The organism is Aureimonas sp. Leaf324 (assembly GCF_001423245.1).
Taxonomy (GTDB): Bacteria; Pseudomonadota; Alphaproteobacteria; order Rhizobiales; family Rhizobiaceae; genus Aureimonas.
In genome coordinates this window covers 1-16,197 of the sequence record NZ_LMOH01000006.1, presented here as the reverse complement: position 1 = coordinate 16,197, position 16,197 = coordinate 1, and the positions used below count along the sequence as shown (strand labels likewise).

The 16,197-nt window shown below is 67.3% G+C and carries 13 protein-coding genes, 1 pseudogene and 1 riboswitch; of the genes and pseudogenes, 6 read left to right on the top strand and 8 right to left on the bottom strand.

Going from position 1 to position 16,197, the window contains the following annotated elements:
* Positions 1-8: 8 nt before the first annotated feature.
* The 4 genes from ASF65_RS05600 to ASF65_RS05585 all read left to right on the top strand — a co-directional run bounded on the left by ASF65_RS05600 (position 9) and on the right by ASF65_RS05585 (position 3,027).
* The gene (locus tag ASF65_RS05600; RefSeq protein WP_055886397.1) at positions 9-317 is read left to right on the top strand and encodes an RNA-binding S4 domain-containing protein; all 309 of its coding nucleotides are present in this window, start codon (positions 9-11) and stop codon (positions 315-317) included.
* 183 nt (positions 318-500) lie between these two features.
* Positions 501-839 (top strand): ferredoxin FdxA, encoded by a 339-nt coding sequence (gene fdxA, locus ASF65_RS05595; protein WP_055886394.1) that lies wholly within the window; start codon positions 501-503, stop codon positions 837-839.
* A gap of 421 nt (positions 840-1,260) precedes the next feature.
* On the top strand, positions 1,261-1,863 hold the full coding sequence (locus ASF65_RS05590; protein ID WP_055886391.1) for a CarD family transcriptional regulator: 603 nt from the start codon (positions 1,261-1,263) through the stop codon (positions 1,861-1,863).
* Positions 1,864-2,160: 297 nt separating this feature from the next.
* Positions 2,161-3,027, top strand: a complete 867-nt coding sequence (locus ASF65_RS05585) for an RNA polymerase factor sigma-32 (RefSeq protein WP_055886390.1) — start codon at positions 2,161-2,163, stop codon at positions 3,025-3,027.
* Between the two features lie 76 nt (positions 3,028-3,103).
* Here the strand turns inward: ASF65_RS05585 and ASF65_RS05580 are convergent, their stop codons facing one another.
* From ASF65_RS05580 to thiB, 4 genes are all read right to left on the bottom strand, one after another.
* Positions 3,104-4,591 carry a M48 family metalloprotease gene (locus ASF65_RS05580; protein WP_156369184.1) on the bottom strand — a complete coding sequence of 496 codons (1,488 nt, stop codon included), beginning with the start codon at positions 4,589-4,591 and terminating at the stop codon, positions 3,104-3,106.
* A gap of 209 nt (positions 4,592-4,800) precedes the next feature.
* A complete protein-coding gene (thiQ, locus tag ASF65_RS05575; protein ID WP_055886385.1) occupies positions 4,801-5,526 on the bottom strand; it encodes a thiamine ABC transporter ATP-binding protein in 726 nt (241 codons plus the stop codon).
* Positions 5,523-7,166 carry a thiamine/thiamine pyrophosphate ABC transporter permease gene (gene thiP, locus ASF65_RS05570; RefSeq protein WP_082505203.1) on the bottom strand — a complete coding sequence of 548 codons (1,644 nt, stop codon included), beginning with the start codon at positions 7,164-7,166 and terminating at the stop codon, positions 5,523-5,525. Before thiP ends, thiQ begins: the two co-directional genes overlap by 4 nt.
* Entirely contained in the window at positions 7,142-8,155 is a 1,014-nt protein-coding gene (gene thiB, locus ASF65_RS05565) for a thiamine ABC transporter substrate binding subunit (RefSeq protein WP_055886381.1), read from the bottom strand. The genes thiP and thiB overlap by 25 nt, the downstream gene beginning before the upstream one ends.
* A 49-nt stretch (positions 8,156-8,204) precedes the next feature.
* A riboswitch (TPP riboswitch) is annotated at positions 8,205-8,305 on the bottom strand.
* A 97-nt stretch (positions 8,306-8,402) separates the two neighbouring features.
* On the opposite strand from thiB, the gene ASF65_RS05560 reads away from it, so the two are divergent.
* Entirely contained in the window at positions 8,403-9,035 is a 633-nt protein-coding gene (locus tag ASF65_RS05560) for a thiamine diphosphokinase (protein ID WP_055886379.1), read from the top strand.
* 565 nt (positions 9,036-9,600) lie between these two features.
* On the opposite strand, the gene ASF65_RS05555 is transcribed toward ASF65_RS05560, so the two are convergent.
* Genes ASF65_RS05555 through ASF65_RS05545 form a run of 3 tightly spaced genes read right to left on the bottom strand, consistent with a single transcriptional unit; the run spans position 9,601 to position 14,997 of the window.
* Positions 9,601-10,305, bottom strand: a complete 705-nt coding sequence (locus ASF65_RS05555; RefSeq protein ID WP_055886377.1) for a hypothetical protein — start codon at positions 10,303-10,305, stop codon at positions 9,601-9,603.
* Positions 10,298-13,330 carry a VPA1269 family protein gene (locus ASF65_RS05550; protein ID WP_055886375.1) on the bottom strand — a complete coding sequence of 1,011 codons (3,033 nt, stop codon included), beginning with the start codon at positions 13,328-13,330 and terminating at the stop codon, positions 10,298-10,300. Before ASF65_RS05550 ends, ASF65_RS05555 begins: the two co-directional genes overlap by 8 nt.
* A gap of 47 nt (positions 13,331-13,377) precedes the next feature.
* A complete protein-coding gene (locus ASF65_RS05545) occupies positions 13,378-14,997 on the bottom strand; it encodes a site-specific integrase (protein WP_055886373.1) in 1,620 nt (539 codons plus the stop codon).
* A gap of 222 nt (positions 14,998-15,219) precedes the next feature.
* On the opposite strand from ASF65_RS05545, the gene ASF65_RS21235 reads away from it, so the two are divergent.
* Positions 15,220-15,708: a hypothetical protein gene (locus tag ASF65_RS21235; protein WP_156369181.1), complete on the top strand. Its 489-nt coding sequence runs from the start codon at positions 15,220-15,222 to the stop codon at positions 15,706-15,708.
* Between the two features lie 152 nt (positions 15,709-15,860).
* Here ASF65_RS21235 and ASF65_RS21975 read toward each other — a convergent pair.
* Positions 15,861-15,950, bottom strand: a pseudogene (locus ASF65_RS21975) (glutaredoxin); the annotation flags it as partial.
* Between the last annotated feature and the right edge of the window lie 247 nt (positions 15,951-16,197).

Genomic DNA, 16,197 nt, shown 5'->3' with positions numbered 1-16,197 from the left:
GGGCAGGCATGGCGGCAGGCGAGCAGCGCATCGACAAGTGGCTGTTCTTCGCGCGTGTCGTCAAATCGCGCAGCCTCGCCCAGAAGCTGGCCGTTTCCGGTGCGGTCCGGGTCAACCGCGAGAAGATCTCGCACGCCGCCCGGCTGGTCCGGCCGGGCGACGTGCTGACGATCTCGATCCATGATCGCATACGGATCCTCAAGATCCTCGATTCCGGCGACCGCCGGGGACCCGCCCCCGAGGCTGCCCTCCTGTTCCAGGACCTGACGTCCGCAAGGGCTGACGCCAAGCCCGCCGTGTCTCAGGACGAGGGCTGACGGCGGGGAAGGACATTCCGTCGCCAGGGCCGCCAGCGGAACGGCTCGCTCTTGCAAGCGGCGAAGCGAGACGGTACCTCCGCCGATGGAGCGCTTCGCGACCCGAACGGGTCGTGCGACCACTCCGATCCGCAACGATCCGTCCGTTCCGGCGTTGCGGACCCACTGTTCCGGGAATTCGCCATGACCTACGTCGTCACCGACAATTGCATCCGCTGCAAGTATATGGACTGCGTCGAAGTGTGTCCGGTGGACTGCTTCTACGAGGGTGACAACATGCTCGTCATCCATCCGGACGAGTGCATCGACTGCGGCGTGTGCGAGCCGGAGTGCCCGGCCGAGGCGATCAAGCCCGACACCGAGCCGAATCTCGACAACTGGCTGAAGATCAATGCCGAGTATGCCGAGAAGTGGCCGAACATCACCGTGAAGCGCGACGCGCCCGCCGACGCCAAGGCGATGGACGGGGTCGAGGGCAAGTTCGAGAAGTTCTTCTCGGCGGAGCCCGGCCAGGGCGACTGAGCCCGAGGATCTCCCCGCTTATGCCCTTGCGCGCGCAGGGAAATCCTGTCGCGCGCCGAGCCGTGGCCGCGTCGCCGATGGCCGCAACCCGTTGCGATGCAGGGGTTGCACGGCCGGGTGCGCCATATGCGCAAGTCGGTTGAAATTTCCAGACTGATAGGGTATTATTTGTGCAACAGTCGGACGTCGGATGAAAGGTCATGAGACCCGTTCCGGCGTCCAGGTGCTTCTGAAAGGCTTTCCTCCCGTTCGTCCCACCACCTGAGCGTCCGTTCCGGGCGCCGTTGGGGCTTGCGAAGGAGTTTCCCGAAGTTCCGGACTGCGGCCGGCCACTGAACCGGGATGCTCAATCCGCGGCCCTCGGGTCGTTTCGTGCATAGCGATGTTCCCCGCTCTGCACAACAGGGAGTTTATGAAGCGTATGAGCAGTCAGAAGAAGACCTCCCAGCGTCAGGGTTTCAAGACCGGCGAGAGCATCGTCTATCCGGCCCACGGTGTCGGCCAGATCGTTGCGATCGAGGAGCAGGTGGTCGCGGGCATGAAGCTCGAACTCTTCGTCATCGACTTCGAGAAGGACAAGATGCGCCTGAAGGTGCCGGTCGCGAAGGCGGAAGCCGTCGGCATGCGCAAGCTGTCCGAGACGGACTTCGTCGAGCGTGCCCTCAAGGTGGTCCAGGGTCGCGCCCGCGTGAAGCGGACGATGTGGAGCCGCCGTGCGCAGGAATACGACGCGAAGATCAACTCCGGCGACCTGATCTCGATCGCCGAGGTGGTTCGCGACCTCTACCGTGCCGATTCGCAGCCCGAGCAGTCCTATTCCGAGCGCCAGCTCTATGAAGCCGCCCTCGGCCGCATGGCGCGCGAGCTCGCCGCCGTCAACGAGATCAGCGAGACCGAGGCGGTCCAGCTGATCGAGGTGAACCTGAACAAGGGCCCGAAGCGCGGGGCCAAGGTCGTCGACGAGGCCGATGCGGACGCTGAGGACGAGGACGACGTGGAGGTCGAGGCCGAACAGGCCGCCTGACCGCAAACCGCACCCAAGGAACGAGCCAGCCGGCCGCTGACACCAGCGGCCGGCTTTTCTTTACGCTGCGGCAGTGCTAGGGAAGATCAAGCGGTCGAGGCCTATCTCCCGCCAATTCCTCACTTTTTTCCGCTAGCCCTTCCCTCTTTGCCGCATCCCGCTATTTCGCGAAAAAAACTTTCCCTTGGCGGGAACGTTCTGCGATCGGGCCCGTTTTGACCTGAGTAGCGCAGTGTCCAACCGGCACGACGCGCCGAGTTCATCGCGTTTCCAGCGTGACATGGAAGGTCCGGGCCCATGAAATCCCAATCGACGCGTCGTCACCTCATCCAAGCCGCCATGGCCGCCCCCTACCTGCAGCGGGAAGAGGAGTACGAACTGGCGGTGCGTTGGAAGGAGCATCAGGACCAGGCCGCCCTCCACAAGATCACCTCGGCGCACATGCGCCTCGTCATCTCGATGGCCTCGAAGTTCCGCCATTTCGGCCTCGCGATGAACGACCTAATCCAGGAGGGCCATGTCGGTCTTCTGGAGGCCGCGGCGCGCTTCGAGCCGGAGCGCGAGGTCCGCTTCTCGACCTATGCCACGTGGTGGATCCGCGCTTCGATCCAGGACTATATCCTGCGCAACTGGTCGATCGTGCGCGGCGGCACCTCGTCGGCGCAGAAGGCTCTGTTCTTCAACCTCCGTCGTCTGCGCGCGCGCCTCAACCAGGGCACCGAGAAGATTTCCAGCACCGAGATGTATCGCGAGATCGCGACGGCGCTGAAGGTGTCGGAGGGCGACGTGGCGCTGATGGACTCGCGCCTGTCGGGTCCCGACAGCTCGCTCAACGCGCCGCTGATGGAAGACGAGTCGGGCTCCGCCGACCGTCAGGATTTCCTCGTGTCGAACGATCCGCTGCCGGACGAGATGGTCTCCGCCTCGATCGACGACGAGCGCCGCGTGATCTGGCTTCGCTCGGCTCTCGGCGTCCTGTCCGAGCGCGAACTCAAGATCATCCGCGAGCGCCGGCTGCAGGACGATGGCGCGACGCTGGAGGCGCTCGGCTCCAAGCTCGGCATTTCCAAGGAGCGTGTGCGCCAGATCGAGACGCGCGCCATGGAAAAGCTGCGCGTGGCGCTCCTTCAGGCCAATCCGGACGAGGCGGCGTTCATCGCCTGATCCCCTCGGAAGCCCCACCTGAAACCAAGAAGGCCGCCCTCAAGGCGGCCTTCTTCGTTCCCGAAGCCCCTTCGGCCTATTCCGCGATGATCTTGTAGCGCTCGCCCGTGCGCACGCCCGAACCATCCTCCAGATCGTTCAGGAGACGGAACATCTCGACCTTGCGATCGACGCCCTGGATGCGGTCGGCGATCGACCGTTCGGTGTCGCCGGCCCGGGCGGTGACGATGCGAACGCGCAAGGGTTTCAACTGCTCCCGCTCCTCCGGCCGCAGCACCCGGAACGAGCCGGCGACGCTGTCGGCGATCTGGGGAAGACGCGCGGCGGCATCGGCCGGAAGCGCGGTCAGGAACCGGTAGACCTGGCTGCCGACGCGGATCACCGTAACGTTGAAGACATAGGAGCCGCCGACGGCCTGGGCCGATACGGCTTCGAGATCGCCGATACGGATCGGCCGGATGGTCGTGGCGTCGAGGCCGCCGACCCATCCGCTCTGAATGTAGTCGGAGAGCGTCGTCGAAGGCGGCAGGGCCACGCCGTCGAAGCGGATGGCCGTGTCGCCGGGACCGGTCGCCAGCACCGCTTCGGCCGTGTTGTCGATCACGAACCCGTCCGGCACGCCGAAGGTGATGCCGAGGCCGGGATGGTAGAACGAGCGCCCGCGCACGTAGCCTTCCGAGGCCGTGTCGCCGAACAGCATCCCGTCGATCCCGGCAAGATACCGGTCGCGGTCGGTGACGCCGGTGCCGGGGGGACCGAACGCGCTGGCGTGGCGACGCGCAAGTTCGACGCGCTGGGGTGCGGCGGGGTGCGAGGCGAGGAAGTCGAGGTTCGGATTGCTCGCCTGGAAGGCGTTGCGGAACGAGGAGAACGAATCCATCGCCTTCAGGAAACGCGCGGCGGCATAGGGGTCATAGCCGGCGTCGCCGGTCTGCTTGATGCCCATCGCGTCGGCCTGGAGCTCTTGGTTGCGCGAGAAGCTGGCAAGGTTCAGGCGTCCGCGCGCCAGCGCGGCGCGCGCCGCCGTGGTGTCGGTCGCCAGGACCTCGGTCACCACGCGACCCGCGAGTTCGGCCGCCTCCTCGCGCTGCTGGCGCTCGATGCCGTGGTTCGCCTTCACGTGCCCCATCTCGTGGGCGAGCACCGCAGCGACCTCGGCCGAATCGTTGGCGAGCGCGAGAAGACCGCGCGTCACATAGAGGAAGCCGCCGGGCAGCGCGAAGGCGTTGATGTTGGGCGAATTGAGGACCGTGATCGAGTAGGCGCGGCCGGGATCGCTCGACACGGCGTTCAGCTTGCCGACGATGCCGGCGAGCATGCGCTCGAGCTTGGGGTCGGAATAGGCCCCGCCATAGGCCGCGAGGATCCGCGGATGCTGCGACTTGCCGATCGGCGACTGGGGATCGTTGGATTGCACCGCATCGAACGACACGGGGGCGCGGTTGACGGGACCGACGAGGCTCGATTCCGTGCCCGCACCGCTCGCCACGTCCTCCAGGCCGCCGGTCAGCGTGGTGCAGCCGGCAAGCCACAGCGCGAAAGGCAGTGCGAAACCTGTGCGCATGGCCCGGCCCATGCCGTTCCTCGCCCGCTCCGTTCCCGCTGGCCGCGCCCGTTGCCGCATTCCAGAATGTCCCCACAGATGCCGATCCGTCCGGACCGTCTTCCGGTCTAGCCGATGAAGGCCGAGCCGTGAAAGGGCCGGCGCGTCACAGGATGCCATGAAACGCCTCGTCCGACCGTTCGCCCCCATGATCGAGGAAAGGGACCAAATTAGGGTTCGACGCCCCGCGTCGCGCCGAGATAAGCGGCGACGCGGGGATGTCGCCCCGAGAGGATCTCGTTCGGCGTGCCGCTGAGGACGATCCTCCCCGCCTCCAGAAACGCCACACGGTCGGCGTGTCCGATGGCGTCGCCCGGATGATGCGTGACCATGATGATCGCAGGCGGCCGAGGGGCGTCGGCGCGCAGGCGGTCGACGAGGGCCAGCATCTCCGTGCGCAAGGCCGGCCCGAGGGCGGCGAACGGTTCGTCGAGGGCGAGGATCGGCCGCTCGCGCAGGAACGCACGGGCGAGCGCCACACGCTGGCGCTCGCCGCCGGACAATTCGCCGGGCAACCGTCCGGCGAGGGCGCCGAGCCCGACGCGGGTCAGCGCTTCGCGCGCCCGGGCGAGGGCGGCTTGGGGTATCCGCCATGTCGGGCTGATGCCGAGCGCGACGTTCCGCTCGGCCGTCAGGTGGGGGAAGAGGTTGTCGTCCTGGAACACCATGCTGATCGGGCGCTCGGCCGGCGAGCGGCCCGTCATGTCGCGGCCTTCGAGGCGCACCGTGCCGGAATCGGGCTTCAGGAAGCCGGCGACGATGTCGAGAAGGGTCGATTTCCCAGCGCCCGACGGACCGATCACCGCCAGCCATTCGCCCGGCGCGACCTCGAGATCGAAGCGCATCTCGCTCGTCTCGTGCGCGAAGGTGACGGCGTCGAGTTCGATGGCGTTCATTCGGATGCCTTTCGGCCGCCGAGGCCGCGCTCGGCGAGGAGAATCAGTCCAAGGCACAGGAGCGCCAGAAGAAGCGCAATGCCTTGCGCATCGGTCGAGCGGTAGCTGCCCATGCGCTGGAGCAGGAGATAGGGGAGGGTGACGAGGTCGGAATTGCCGAAGAGGGCCACCACCCCGAGATCGCCGAGCGAAACCGCCATGCCGAAGGCGCCGGCGAGCGCCAGCGGACGGCGCAGCGCCGGCCACTCGACATGCCGCAGTCGAGCGAGGCCGGAGAGGCCGAGCCCGTCGGCGAGCCGGCCGTGGCGCCGCGCGATGGCGGCGACCTCGGGCGACAGGATGCGCGTCGCATAGGGCACGACGAGGATGGCGTTGCCGATGACGACGACCGCCGGAGCGAGCCGCGCGACATCGCCGACCTCGCGAAGGGCGAGGAACCAGCCGGCTCCGACGACGATGGGAGGCACGACGAGGACGAGGCTGCCCGACAATGCGAGGAGCCGGCCGCCGCCACGCCCCGCCCCGCTGGCGCCGAGCGCGAGGCAGGTGGAGAGGACGAGGCCGATCAGCGCGGCACCGAGCGCAATGACGAGGCTGCGCAGGAGCGCGGCCAGAAACGCGGGGTCCGCGAGGATGCGTCCGAGATCGGCCTGAAGGCCCGCTGCGAGGATGGCGAGGAGCGGCGCGAGGAGGAAGGCCGTCGCCACCGCCGCGATCGCGATGTCGAGGACCCGCGCGATGGGGGATGGGCGGTCGAAGCGCCGGCTGGCCTGCGCGAGGCCGAACCCTGCGTCCGCCGATCCGGTCCAGCCGGTCGTCGGCAGGAGCAGCAGCGCCACCAGCCCGATCTGGACGAGCGACAGCGTGAGGGCGCGTGCGGGATCGAAGTCGTAGCGCAGCGATTGGTAGATCGCGACCTCGAGCGTCGTCGCGCCCGGCCCGCCGCCGAGCACGAGGACGAGCGTGAAGCTCGTGATGCAGAGCATGAACACGAGACCGGCGGCGGGACCGAGCGTGCGCCGGATCACCGGCCATTCGACGATCCGGAACGTCGCCCAGCGCGACAGCGAGAGTTGCCCGGCGATCTTCCAGCTTTCCGCGGGCACACCCGACAGGCCGCCGAGCGTCAGCCGGGCGACGAGCGGCATGTTGAAGAAGACGTGCGCGACGAGGATGCCGGTGAGGCCGTAGATCGAGGGGCGCGGCAGGCCCGCGAGCACGAAGGCGTCGGCGACGACCCCGTTGCGGCCGAACACGGTGATGAGGCCGAGCGCGCCGACGAGGACGGGCAGCGCCTGCGGCAGGAAGAACAGGCGCAGGAGCAGCGCGCGGCCGGGGAAGCGGAGGCGATCCAGCGCCAGCGCCAAGGGAACGCCGAAGGCGACCGAGAGGAGGGTCGACAGCACGGCCTGAAGAAGGGTGAAGCCGAGCACCGAGCGCAGATAGGGATCGGCAAGAACGGCAAACGGCGAGGCCGGGAGGATGCCGGCGAGGAGCGGCAGGAGGGCGAAGGGCAGGAGGCAGAAGCCGAGCACGAACACCGCCGCCAGCACCCCGGCGCGGCGCCGGCGCCGGGCGTCCGCCCCGATCCGCGCGCCCGGTCGATCGCCCGGTCTCAGCGGCCGAGGCCCCGGAGCCATTCCGCCGTCCACTCCGCGCGGTGGGCGGCCACGTCGGCGGCCGGTATCTCCAGCGGGCGCGCCGGCTGGACGAGGGTCTCGAATGCGGCGGGCAGGGGCTCGCCGGTCGGGGCGGCGGGCAGCGACCAGTTGCCGGTCGGGATGATCGACTGGAACGCCGGCGTCAGCATGAAGGCGAGGAAGCGACGCGCGAGCTCGGGCTGCCGCGAGGTCCGCAGCATGCCCGCGAGCTCCACCTGGAGGTAATGCCCTTCCGAGAAGGCGGCGGCCTTGTAGCGGTCCGTTCCCTCCTCGATCTGATGGTAGGCCGGCGATGTCGTGTAGGAGAGGACGATCGGCACCTCGCCCTTGGTGAAGAGGCCATAGGCCTCGCTCCAGCCGGGCGTCACGGTGAGGATGCGGCGCGAGAGCTCGGCCCACTTCGCCTCCGCCTGGTCGCCGAAGACGGCCTTCATCCAGAGGAGGAGGCCGAGGCCAGGCGTCGAGGTGCGGGCGTCCTGGATGGCGATCTTCTGGTCGGGGTCGACGGCCACCAGTTCGGCAAGGCTCGCGGGCGGGTTGGCGATGCTCTCGGAATCGTAGACGAAGGCGAGATAGGAATAGTCGAAGGGCACGAACGTATCGTCGGAGAAGCCGCCGGGGATCGTCAGCGGCGCGAGGTCGACAGCGGACGGCGCGAACAGACCCGTCGCCTTGAGTTCCGGCACGAGTTCGGCGGTCATCCCGAGCGCGACGTCGGCCTCTGTACGCTCGCCCTCGAGCTTCAGGCGGTTGAGGATCGCAACGCCGTCCTCGAGGCCGACGAAGCGCAGATCGCAGCCGCACTCGGCCTCGAACGCCTTCTCGATGCGCGGCCCCGGCCCCCAGTCCGGCGTGAAACTCTCGTAGGTATAGACGGTCAGGACCGGCCGTGCGGCATCCTCAGCCACCGCGACGGACGGCAGAATCAAAGCGATCGCGGCGCAGAGGGCGGAAACGCCGGGGCGCATGGGCGGAACTCCTCTTGCCGGAGTTCGAAGCGCGCCCCCTCGACGGCCCGTCGCGGACGCTCCCCATCCCTCCGCCGGTACGAGCCGGATCAGGTTCAGCGGGTTGGCGCGATGCCTCTCAGCCCGAAATGGGCACCCCGTGTGAGCGGCGTTCACGTTGCCCGGATCGGGCGGCGAGGGCAAGAGGGCTGCACGCCTCGTGCCCCGCTCTCCCCAGCCCGTCGGCGATGCGCTATGCGCTGGAGCGATGAGCCGCTTCACGATCCTCCTCGCCGGACCGATCCACGTCACGCCGCGCCTCCTGTCCGAGGTGCGCGGCACGCGCACGATCGCGGCCGACGCGGGGATCGCGCATGCCGCGACGCTCGGCCTTCGGCCGGAGCTTTGGGTCGGCGATTTCGATTCGCACCGGGGCGAGGCGCCCGAGGGCGTGCCGCGCCACGAATGGCCGCGCGACAAGGACCGGACCGATGGCGAGATCGCGATCGCCGAGGCCTTCGCGCGCGGCGCTGGCTCCGTACTCCTCGTCGGCGCCTTCGGCGGGCGCACCGACCACGTCTTCTCCCATCTGGTCGTGGCGCTGCGGGAAAGCGCCGCCGGGCGGTCCGTGGTCCTCTTCGACGGATGCGAGTGGGCCTATCCGCTCACCGAACCGCGGCAGCGCTTTGCGACCGAGCCCGGCGCGCAGTTCTCGATCCTGAAATTCTCCGACCTCCGCGGCCTGACGATCGAAGGCGCGCGCTTTCCGTTGCAGGAGGCCGACATTCCGTTCGCCTCGATCCTCACGCAGAGCAACGAGGCCGCGGGCCCCGAGGTCACCGTCGAATTGGCGGACGGTCGCGCCGTCCTGCTCCTCCAGGCCGACCCGACGCGGACGTGAGCCGAGACTGGCCCTCCGCGGGGCGATCGTATAAAGTGAGGCCGGTCGGTCTCATAGCTCAGCAGGATAGAGCGCCTTTCCGAGGTTACCATTTACCGATGCCCGCAACTCGTGGGTTTGGTGGTGGTAAGTTTACCAGTTCTCCGACCGCAGTGGCCGGAGGTGCATGAGGCCGCCGTGAGCGTTGGCTTGATAGGGTCGATGCGATCGGGTAACGTTTGAACGCTCGCCTGGGCCGTGAGGTCCGGGCGTGCCGCGATGTCCGCGTAGCTCAGCAGGATAGAGCACAGGATTCCTGGTGCAAATTGGGCGGCGCGCAACGAAAGTGCGCGTCGGATCTGCTCAAAGTCGGGGAACGCTTCTCGCTCTCGCGAGGTGCCGATCCCGAGCCAAGCCGGAGAAGTCCGGAAGGTGTAGAGACTGGTAGGGCAGCACCTACGGGCTTCGGCCTAGGGTGAAGGGACAGTCCAGACCACGAACGCCGAGAGGCGGCGGCGAAAGCCGAAGTGGTATGAATCCTGGGGTCGTGGGTTCGAATCCCGCCGCGGACACCAAACGGCCGGCGTCACCTGCCGCCAGCAACCTTCCTGAGGACTGCCAGCACGCGGATCGGCATGATCCTCGGCGTCGGCCCGGCCCCGCGCGTGACGCTCACCCCGAGGTCGTCGACCGTGAACCGAAGGCTGCCGTCGTCCACGGCAGCCAGCCACTGCCGGAGTGCGTCGAGATCGAGGTCCGGCTGCGCCAGCAGCGCCGTACCCGGCGTCTTGGGGTCGATGTCGGGTGCCGGGATGTTGCTCGATATGAACGACCGGAGCGTCCGGATCTCCGCCGCTTGGTCACGTATGCGACGGTTCATGAGGTTGAGCCTTTCGGCGGTGCCTACGTCCAAGCGGTCGCCTTCGCGGAACTCTTCGAGCTCGTGCCGCTCGACCACCCGGGTCTTCGGGGCCTGGACCGAGACAAGGTCGTCGTAGGCTGACATCCAGACGTTGGCCCAGGCCGCGTAGTGATTGTAGATCGTCTGGCCGGCGGGAAATGCGTCCCCGTAAGTCAACCGCCCCATCTCGACCAAGGTTGGCACCGACGGCCTTAGCGGCGGGCGCAGGGTCAGGCATCGCTCCCCGACCTCGACGATCCGCGTGATCGTGGTGCCCTTTCGTCCCGTTTCGGCGATCGACCGTTCTTCCATCAACTTACGACACTTGGTTCGCGCTTCCTCGATGACGGCCTTGCCCAGGCGAACAATGGCCCCGCCGGAACTAGCCATCTGCCGAAAGCCGTCCCGAGACGATGGTCCCGTGTTCCAGCAGGGGCGACGCCCTCCTCTCGAGCGGCGCCCCGATCTGGGCCATCGCCGCGCGCAGCTCATCGATCTCCGGCATTTCCGTCAGGCGCATGGCGCCCTCCTGGAGGGCGAGCAACTCCTCCCGCTCCATGCGCTGGAGGAGGACGGCGTTGAAGCGCTCCAGGGCTTTCGACTTCTCCGACCTGGTGAGGGGTGCCATGCTGATCGGAGTGCAGTCGCTGTGGAAACAGATCAGGTCGGCGAAGCGCATCGAGGCGGCCTCGCTCTCCGGGTCGTAGAGGGAAGGGTAGATCCGTCCAATCCTCTGGATGAACGCCACCTGTTCGAACTCCGAGATTTCGATCCACTCGACGTGCGACGAATTCGGTTGCGTCACGATGCCCGTGTCGTCCGCGCTGCTCTCCGGGCCGCCTTCCTGCACCCGGGCGATCTGCTCAAGCAGGCGATTCAGGTTCGCCAGTGCCTTCGCCAGCAGTTCGAGACCGTCGCCGATCGCCTCGTGCGCCTGCTCGAGGCGCATGATGTCGATCCTCAAGCGACTGAGCTGTGTCGGCGTGGCACCGACCGAGTCGCGGTTCAGGGCATCGATCTGTTGATTGATCTCCCTGAACCTCCCGGTTTCGGAATACAGCCTGCGCAGCAACGTGGTGCCCTTGATCCACAGCGGCACCTGCCACGCCGGCCCGGTCACGAAATGCCGGCAAAGAAGGCAGTTGCGCGAACCGCCCTCCACTGGCGCGTAACTGCTGTTGTCCTTCCCTCCGGAACTGGACTTCCGTACCTGCGGCCCTCCGTCGTGGCATCGGGTCTGCTCCCAAGGGCACATCCCGTAGTCCATGTCCGTGAACAGCAGGCGGCTGGGAGGATCGAACCGGGAAAGCATGGTGGAGGCGGCCAAGGGGCCGGCCGCCATGAACGACGTCATCGCGTGTGCCGAACCAGCCCTAGCCTCGACCACGATCCGCCTCGCCTCGGCCTTCTGGTTCTCGAGTTCTGCGGCCTCGAGCATTCTGTGCAGATCGGCGGGAGAAACATTGCCGTAATGGATCGTCATCGGCAGGCTGGCATGGCAGAGCACATACTTGCTGATGATATGAAGGGGAACGCCCGCTTCCATCAATCGCGTAGCCCCGTCCGACCTCACTCCGTGTGGCTTGTACCTGGCGCCCGAAGGCTGTGAGGTTCCGCTCTCCTTCTCTTCGAACAGGGATATGGGCTTGTCGGGATTGGCCAGGTTGAACCGTCTTTCGGTCTCGAGCATCAACCATTGCCAGAACTGGTAGGTGTCCCGTTCCGTCGGGACCCGGAAGCGCGTCGCCGCCCCGTCCTTGATCGCAGGCAGCCTGAACAAGGGGAATATGTCCGGATACGGCTCCAACGCGGCCTCCGCGATCGCCTCCCCCTCCTTGAGATACTCGCGCGGTGACAGCGGTGCGCCGATCGGAATGTTTCGATCCTGCCACGCCCGGAGATCGCGAAGCAGTCGGTGGACATACATGTTCTGCCACGGCAGCGTGTACGGGCGTCCCGTCTTGTTCGTGTTCACGAAAATGCCCGTGACGTCGAACCCTTCGAACTTTCTCGCATAGCCGCGCTCCGTGTCGTTCTTCCCCTGCCTCCTCCAATACCCGGCGAGCGGCCCGGTGTTCCGGGTCCACGACCCCGTTTCGCAGTCGAAGACCAGTTCGTCGCCCTCGCCGCTGTCCAGTCGCTTTATCTGCGCGACGCGGAGCGGCATGATGAACATCATCAGATACATCGTGGGGTATACGGGGCAGTATACGTTCTTTCCGTCGATCTTCAGACGGCACATCTTGAGGCTGCCCGGCCAGCCGTTCTCCCCCTCCTCCAAGATTCCCTTGGCTATCTCGCGAAGGTCCTTCGGGAGCGGCAGCGACGCCGTGTGGCTTCGCTGGCCGAGCTTTCCCTGCCGCTTGAGGGCGGTTTCGATCTTCCTCACTTCGCGCTTGGTCGCGATCGGGAAGACCGGCGCGCGCGTCCCCTCCGAGACGCGGGCTTCGACGAATTCGGAGAAGCGCACCGCCGTCCTGACAACGGTGAGGAGACCCTCGCCGAATGCGTCTTCGCCCTCCTCGTCTCCCTTCATCCGCCTGGCGAACTCGAAGAATGGCCGTTCGTTGTGGGGCCGGGTCATGAAGCTGGCCGGGTCCTCGACCTCCTCCGCGTGCATGAGTGTCGACAGCCAAAGGATGAAAACCGTGAGGAACATCCTGTAGCGGACGTCGACGGTCGGGTTCTCCTCGCGCCATTCGTCGAACAACCCGATCCACTCGGCGGCGAACGGGGGCGTGTCGCCCAGGGTCTCGTCGATCAGTGCCGCCGTCGTCCCGTACCGGAGATTACCCGAGATGTGCCTGAACCCCGCGCCGGGGAAGATGACCTCTAGGGCGCGGCAGATGTGCCTCAGGCATGAGTCGAAATGGATCCGGCTCTTGTCCCACAGGTCGTCCCGCCACCGTTTCCCGTCCGCGGTCCTGAACACCCCGATCCAGTCCTTCAGGTTCTCGGGGCCGACGTCCGCAAGGGTCCTGGCCCCACGGGTCGATACGCAAAGGCTCGCCAGCAGCGACCTGACGCGGGCCTCGAACTGGGGAACCGCCTCGGGCGTCAACCCGCGGTTCGAGATGAGGCCGGCCGCATACAGCTCCTCGACCGCCGCCGGGCCGAGTTCGGATTCCCTCAGGATCTGCTCGACCGTGTCCTTGGTGGGCGCGCCGTACCTGAGGGTGAAACGGAGCGGCGACAGGAGGCATCGACCGTCCCGCACGGCTTGCAGGATCGCGCCCGTGGACTGTTCGTGGGACAGGATCTCCGTCGCGTACCTGTCGGGAGACCTCGAGTATTTTCTGCGGGTGGATGGGTCGACCTTCGCGACATGCGCGATGTGGCCCGACAGGATTTCCCTTTCCCCGTCCGGGACCGAGAAGAAATCGTCGGGGAGGTAGTTCGTCTTCAGGTTTGCCATGGTCGCGGATCGCCTCTCGGGGATGGGGCAGGCTGGAGGGCGCCGGATCACCTCCGGTACAGGCGCGTTGGGTCGAAGGTCGCGTCGATGACGTCGCCCAAGGTCGGAAAGGCCGGCCCCACCAGCCCCGTGCCCCCGGCGGCGAGCCGTTCCTCGGCAGTCTCGAGCAGCGCGTGCACCTCGCCGGGCTCGGCCATCGTGTAGACGCGGGAGCTCCGGATGCTGCGGTGGTGCATGAGCCTCTTGATTGTGGCCTCGTCGAATCCGGCCTCGTGCAGCGTGCGGCCATACAGGTGGCGGAGCGAGTGGATCGAGGTTCCCGCATCCTTCTCGACCTTGAGGTCCTCGCCGATGCGGCGGCCCAGCCGCCGGATCGCGGACTCCCACGAGGACCGCGCCGCCGCCGCGGTGTAGGGCTGGCCGACCTCCATGCGCTCCTCGACCATTGTCGGCGACGTGCACACCAGGAGGTATGGGTGGTCCCCGAAGCCGAGCGCCTTGCGCTGGAGCATCGCCTCGGGGCGCACCACCGTGACGTAGTGGTACAGCGCCGACGCCAGGTATTCCCGGAAGCCTGGGTAGGGAGCCCAGTAAATCTCCGCGCTGTATCGGTCCTCCATCAGCGGCGATTTCCAACCTGCGGCGAACCTCGACATGCCCGACCGGCGGACGGCAAGACCGTACCGTTCCAGCAGGATCTGCTCGCGCGTCTGGGGTCCGTTCCCCATGTCCTGGACGAAGAACGAAGGATGGCGGAGGAAACCCTTCACCTGGCCGCCGCCCACCAGCGTGACGTCGCCGACCCACATCTGGCGCGACTCGCTCTCCCGTATCCCCCCGCCGCCTAGGATCAACCGCTGGAGGGCTCCCGTCGGGTCCACGTCGGACCTCGCGGTGACGACTTGTTCGGGCGAACCCTCGGTCAGGAAATTCACCAGGTGCGGCTTCGCGAACCTTTTGGTAGAGCCTCGGAAGGCCCCATGGGGGTCGCTGCCGACGATCCCCCGGCCCATCGCCACGGCCTTCCTCGGCACGGAAGGCTTCAGGTGCGCCATCATCCCGAATGCCCTGGCATGGGCGTTGCGCAGGCGATCGTCCCCCATCGGCAGGCCGAGCTCGCCCGGCATGTCCCGATAGGGCTCCGTAACCTCGGCAACGTAGTTGAGGAAGGTACCGAACCCGTTGATCAGGTTGCGCGCCGCCCCCTGCGAGGTCGGCTGCCACCCCAGGGCCGCCGTACCCGTCTGCGGGCCCGTACCATTCACCGTCCCCGTCCTGAGGTGTACGCAGAACTCCCGGAAGATGCGCCGCACGTCGGTCCTGCGCAGCGAACTCGCGATCTCGGCGAGCCGAGGCCAGCGATGGTCGACGTACTCGATGAAGAGGCGCACCGCCCGCGCGATGTGCCGCTTCGACGTGATCGACGAGAGCGTTTCCTCGCGAAACAGGCGGAGCAACGGCTCGAAGGGGGCGAAGTCGATACCGCCGTCCGCGTTTGGTTCCCCGATATGGAGCACCGGGATCCGGTAGCCGGGGATGTCGGCAACATCCTGCATGAGGATGAGGAATTGGCGACCGCGGGGCGCCACGGCAGTGTCGCCGGTCCACGCGGCGTCGGCCAGGGTGGGGCCTTTCGGAGGTCCTGGAAGCTGGAAGGCGAAGGTCATGTTCCCTCACGTCAGGTTTTTCACCAGGTACCAGTTCGGGCGCCGTTTTCCAAGAGAGGGGGTCGTGTTCCCGCTGGCAATGAGGGCGGCACGAAGCGACGACCCGCTTCCCGTGCTGTCGTACCCGCCGGAAAGCACCCCTGCGGTCGGCCGGGTTCGCCCTCATGACATATGGGAGGCGCCGATATACCCTGGCCGGGCTTTCGGTTGCGGGGGAATGACTTGGACAATTCCGGTGATGGGGCGTTGCCCGAAGGTCGCGACTGGCGCGACGCGGCCCTGCGAGGCGTCCAGGCCGAGATCGACGCGTGCCTCGACGATCTAGCGAAGCTCCAAGCCCATCTTGCCGCCCTGAAGGAGTTCCAGCGCTCGCTGATGCGGGTCGTCGAGGCACCCAAGCCCGTTGCCTCGGTGTCTTCGGACCATCGGCGAGCCGACCCGGCGACGGGGGTGACGGCCAGTCAGGCGCGGCCCGCCACGACATCCGCGCTGATTCGCGAGGGAGCGCGCAAGGTGTTGCGAGAAACCGGGCGACCGATGAACCGGGCTGAGCTGCTTGAGGCCCTGCGCGGGAGAGGTGTCGAGGTCAAGGCAACCGACCCTGCCCGCGCCGTCGGGAGGGTCCTGTGGCGCTCGGAGGAGTTCGTCCATCTGGACGACGGGTACTGGCTTGCGGCGGTTCCCGTTCCCGACGGTGGGGTCGATGCATGACCGGGCTGCCGGAACGTGTCCCTGCGGGGCCGTAGACCTTGCAGCTTCCGGCCTTCGGAGGCCGGGCATCCGTCGCCGGCACGCAAGCGGCATCGCGGACCCGGTAGCCGGCGGCGACCGGACCGGGTATCGCGCCGGGGCATCCGCCCCGTCATCCAGAGCGCCATGCCGACCGTCATGAGGCTTTCGGTCAGGCTCAGGAAACCGAGCGGCACGCTGGAGTCCCCGCCGACGGCGGAACGTGGTGTTCGCGCGTCGCTTCACCTCGCGCAAGCCACGCGGGTTCGGGCGTCGCAGGCAGGCGGGCTGGTCGAACCGCGGCGCAAGCGGTCCCCTGGCCGAACGGTGCCGAAGCAGCGTTCCCGCCGTCTAGGCGGTGACCGCGTCCGCCTGTCATTCGGCGTGCAACTTTGACCCCGTAGCGGGGGGTATCGGCGTCCAAAATTGACCCCCATCCGATGGACCTGAAGAGTTCGCTTTTCCTTCACG